The sequence below is a fragment of the Pseudomonas sp. SDO55104_S430 genome, assembly GCF_054070595.1.
On sequence record NZ_JBSVXG010000388.1, the window covers coordinates 1 to 3,153 of the forward strand.

General features: G+C 63.4%; 3 protein-coding genes. All 3 read left to right on the forward strand.

The window, feature by feature from the left end; all coding sequences use genetic code 11:
* The first annotated feature begins 212 nt into the window (after positions 1-212).
* Genes ACW9JE_RS29850 through pcaF form a run of 3 tightly spaced genes read left to right on the forward strand, consistent with a single transcriptional unit; the run spans position 213 to position 3,051 of the window.
* Entirely contained in the window at positions 213-1,070 is an 858-nt protein-coding gene (locus ACW9JE_RS29850) for a CoA transferase subunit A (protein ID WP_224536969.1), read from the forward strand.
* A complete protein-coding gene (locus ACW9JE_RS29855; protein ID WP_457434803.1) occupies positions 1,070-1,849 on the forward strand; it encodes a CoA-transferase subunit beta in 780 nt (259 codons plus the stop codon). Before ACW9JE_RS29850 ends, ACW9JE_RS29855 begins: the two co-directional genes overlap by 1 nt.
* Positions 1,846-3,051 (forward strand): 3-oxoadipyl-CoA thiolase, encoded by a 1,206-nt coding sequence (gene pcaF, locus ACW9JE_RS29860; protein WP_457434804.1) that lies wholly within the window; start codon positions 1,846-1,848, stop codon positions 3,049-3,051. The genes ACW9JE_RS29855 and pcaF overlap by 4 nt, the downstream gene beginning before the upstream one ends.
* The last annotated feature ends 102 nt before the right edge of the window (positions 3,052-3,153 follow it).

Consider the following 3,153-nt stretch of genomic DNA (forward strand, 5'->3'; position numbering starts at 1 on the left):
TACAGGTTCGACGACGTTTCTGTAGGAGCGAGGCTTGCCCGCGAAGCTTTTCAATGGATCGATAGCCACATAACAATGTGTTCGATAATCGAACATTTAGTCGATTATCGGATTGTTCAAGGTTTTTCACAGGCTTAATCTTCAGTGACTGCGGCGCTGCGCATCGGCGCCTTTTTCCACTGTCGGTTAACAACAAATGGGAGCCTGCCCCAATGGCTGAGATTCTTTCGCTGCACGACGCGGTGAAGCAATTCGTGAACGACGGCGATACCGTTGCGCTCGAAGGCTTCACTCACCTGATCCCGACGGCGGCGGGTCACGAAATCATTCGTCAGGGCAAGAAAGACCTGACCCTGGTACGGATGACGCCTGACCTGATCTACGACCAGTTGATCGGTGCCGGTTGTGCTCGCAAGCTGATTTTCTCCTGGGGCGGCAACCCGGGCGTTGGTTCCCTGCACCGTCTGCGTGACGCCGTCGAGAAGCAGTGGCCGCACGCCATGGAAATCGAAGAACACAGCCATGCCGACCTGGCCAACGCCTACGTCGCCGGCGCTTCCGGCCTGCCATTCGCAGTCCTGCGCGCCTACGCCGGTTCCGACCTGCCGAAGGTCAACCCGCTGATCAAATCCGTCACCTGCCCGTTCACCGGCGAAGTGCTGGCCGCCGTGCCTTCGGTGCGCCCGGACGTCACCGTGATTCACGCGCAGAAAGCCGACCGCAAGGGCAATGTGCTGCTGTGGGGCATCCTCGGCGTGCAAAAAGAAGCCGCGCTGGCTGCCAAGCGTTGCATCGTCACCGTTGAAGAAATCGTCGACGACCTCAAGGCGCCGATGAACTCCTGCGTCCTGCCGACCTGGGCCCTGAGCGCGGTCTGCCACGTACCGGGCGGCGCGCATCCGTCCTACGCCCACGGTTACAACGAGCGTGACAACCGTTTCTACCAGGCCTGGGACCCGATTGCCCGCGACCGTGAAACCTTCACCGCGTGGATCAATGAATACATCCATGGCAGCGCTGACTTCAGCGAGTTCAAGGCCAAACTGGCCGCCGCTTCGGAGGCGAAGTAATGACTTACACCACCAATGAAATGATGACCGTCGCCGCTGCCCGTCGCCTGAAGAACGGCTCGGTATGCTTCGTGGGCATCGGCCTGCCATCGAAAGCGGCCAATCTGGCGCGCCTGACTTCCTCGCCCGACGTGGTGCTGATCTACGAATCGGGCCCGATCGGCGCCAAGCCGAGCGTGTTGCCACTGTCGATCGGTGACGGTGAGCTGGCGGAAACCGCCGACACCGTGGTGCCGACCGGCGAAATCTTCCGCTACTGGCTGCAGGGCGGTCGCATCGACGTCGGTTTCCTCGGCGCGGCCCAGGTCGACCGTTTCGGCAACATCAACACCACCGTGGTCGGTGATTACCACTCTCCGAAAGTCCGTCTGCCGGGCGCCGGCGGTGCACCGGAGATCGCCGGTTCTGCCAAGAGCGTGCTGATCATCCTCAAGCAGTCGGCGCGTTCGTTCGTCGACAAGCTGGACTTCATCACCTCGGTCGGCCACGGCGAAGGCGGCGACTCGCGCAAGCGCCTCGGTCTGCCAGGCGCAGGTCCGGTGGGGATCATTACCGACCTGTGCATCATGGAGCCGGAAGCCGGCACCAATGAATTCGTGGTTACCGCACTGCATCCGGGCGTGACCCGCGAGCAAGTGACCGCCGCCACCGGCTGGCCGATCCGTTTCGCCGACAGCGTCGAAGTCACCGCCGAGCCGACCGACGTCGAGCTGACCGCGCTGCGCGACCTGGAAGCCCGTACCGCCGCGGCCCACGGCCAAGCACCTGGAGAAGCGTGATGCGCGAGGTTTATATCTGCGACGCGATTCGCACCCCCATCGGCCGTTTCGGCGGTGGCCTGTCGGCGGTCCGCGCCGACGACCTGGCTGCCGTGCCGATCAAGGCTTTGATGGAACGCAATCCGTCGGTGGACTGGACGGCAGTGGACGAGGTGTTCCTCGGCTGCGCCAACCAGGCCGGTGAAGATAACCGCAACGTGGCCCGTATGGCGCTGCTGCTGGCGGGCCTGCCGGAAACCATTCCGGGCGTGACCCTCAACCGTCTCTGCGCTTCGGGCATGGATGCGATCGGTACCGCCTTCCGCGCCATCGCCAGCGGCGAAATGGAACTGGCGATCGCCGGCGGCGTCGAGTCGATGTCTCGCGCACCGTTCGTGATGGGCAAGGCCGATGCCTCGTTCTCGCGCAACATGAAGCTGGAAGACACCACCATCGGCTGGCGTTTCATCAACCCGCTGATGAAAGCCCAGTACGGCGTGGACGCGATGCCGCAGACCGCCGACAACGTGGCCGACGACTACAAGGTCTCCCGCGCCGACCAGGACGCCTTCGCCCTGCGCAGTCAGCAGCGCACCGCCGTGGCCCAGGCCGCCGGCTTCTTCGCCGAAGAAATCGTTGAAGTGCGCATTGCCCATAAAAAGGGTGAAACCGTGGTCAGCCAGGACGAACATCCTCGCGCCGACACCACCCTGGAAGCCCTGACCAAGCTCAAGCCAGTCAACGGCCCTGACAAGACCGTCACCGCCGGCAACGCTTCCGGTGTGAACGATGGTGCGGCGGCGTTGATCCTGGCTTCGGCTGAAGCGGTGAAGAAGCACGGCCTGACCGCTCGCGCGAAAGTGCTGGGCATGTCCAGCGCCGGTGTTGCACCGCGCGTCATGGGCATTGGTCCCGTGCCAGCCGTGCGCAAGCTGACCGAACGCCTGGGTGTGGCTGTCAGCGATTTCGACGTGATCGAACTCAACGAAGCCTTCGCCAGCCAGGGCCTGGCCGTGCTGCGTGAACTGGGCATCGCTGACGACGCGCCGCAGGTCAACCCGAACGGTGGCGCCATCGCCCTGGGCCATCCGCTGGGCATGAGCGGTGCGCGCCTGGTGCTGACGGCGCTGCATCAGCTTGAAAAGACCGGTGGCAAGAAAGGCCTGGCGACCATGTGTGTGGGTGTCGGTCAGGGCCTGGCCCTGGCGATTGAGCGCGTGTGATGCGCTGAGGGTGTTCTCTATATTGGAGAACACCCAAATCCCTGTGGGAGCGGGCTTGCTCGCGAATGCAGTGTGTCAGGCAGCATCGCTGTCGACTGACAC

What these genes read in the sequence shown, in the direction of transcription:
- ACW9JE_RS29855 (WP_457434803.1), top strand. Translation starts at nt 1,070, where the DNA reads ATGACTTACACCACCAATGAAATGATGACCGTCGCCGCTGCCCGTCGC.
- ACW9JE_RS29850 (WP_224536969.1), top strand. Translation starts at nt 213, where the DNA reads ATGGCTGAGATTCTTTCGCTGCACGACGCGGTGAAGCAATTCGTGAAC.